This is a genomic window from Clostridium sardiniense (assembly GCF_050584765.1).
GTDB classification, from domain to species: domain Bacteria; phylum Bacillota; class Clostridia; order Clostridiales; family Clostridiaceae; genus Clostridium; species Clostridium sardiniense_A.
Map to the genome: position 1 here is coordinate 1 of NZ_JBNOOR010000019.1, position 1,097 is coordinate 1,097.

Annotated in this window: 1 rRNA gene; it reads right to left on the reverse strand. The window is 43.9% G+C overall.

Annotated features, from left to right (window positions below):
• Positions 1-990: ribosomal RNA gene (locus ACQPUW_RS17215) — 23S ribosomal RNA — on the reverse strand; the annotation flags it as partial.
• Between the last annotated feature and the right edge of the window lie 107 nt (positions 991-1,097).

Below are 1,097 nucleotides of genomic sequence, written 5' to 3' on the forward strand. Positions count from 1 at the left end.
TAGTCTGACTGCCGAATTAAAAGTATGTGGCATTCGGAGTTTGATAAGGTTCGGTAAGCGCTATGCCCCCTAGCCCATTCAGTGCTCTACCTCCACTACTCATATCATTCGACGCTAGCCCTAAAGCTATTTCGAGGAGAACCAGCTATCTCCGAGTTCGATTGGAATTTCTCCGCTATCCACAGCTCATCCCATGCTTTTTCAACAGCAACGTGGTTCGGTCCTCCACGAGGTTTTACCCTCGCTTCAACCTGGCCATGGATAGGTCACCCGGTTTCGGGTCTACAGCATGCAACTAGTCGCCCTATTAAGACTTGGTTTCCCTTCGGCTCCGTACCTTAAGTACTTAACCTTGCTACATACCGTAACTCGTTGGCTCGTTCTACAAAAAGCACATCATCACCCTCATAAGGGGCTTTGATCGGTTGTAGGCATATGGTTTCAGGTTCTATTTCACTCCCCTCCCGGGGTTCTTTTCACCTTTCCCTCACGGTACTGCTTCACTATCGGTCATCAGGTAGTATTTAGCCTTGGGAGGTGGTCCTCCCTGCTTCCCACAAGGTTTCACGTGTCTCGTGGTACTCTGGATTAGAACTTTAGGCTTTCTCGTTTCATATACAGGACTATTACCTTCTACGGTCCAACTTTCCAGTTGTGTTCTATTACAATAGCTTCCTAAGTTAATGTTCTATCCGCAACCCCAAAGATAAATCTTTGGTTTGGGCTCTTTCCTTTTCGCTCGCCGCTACTAAGAAAATCGATTTTTCTTTCTCTTCCTCTAGGTACTTAGATGTTTCAGTTCCCTAGGTTACCTTCATATAGCTATGTATTCACTATACAATACATGGGGTTAACCCATGTGAGTTTCCTCATTCGGAAATCTTCGGATCTCTGGCTATGTGCGCCTACCCGAAGCTTATCGCAGCTTATCACGTCCTTCATCGGCTCCTGATGCCAAGGCATTCACCATACGCCCTTTGTAGCTTGACCTATTTAGTCAATTATTTAAAATCATTACAATTTTAGTTCTCACAAAGAATAGTATTTAATAAATACTTTTTATTTCTTGGCTTGTTGTATCAACAATTTATATTCAT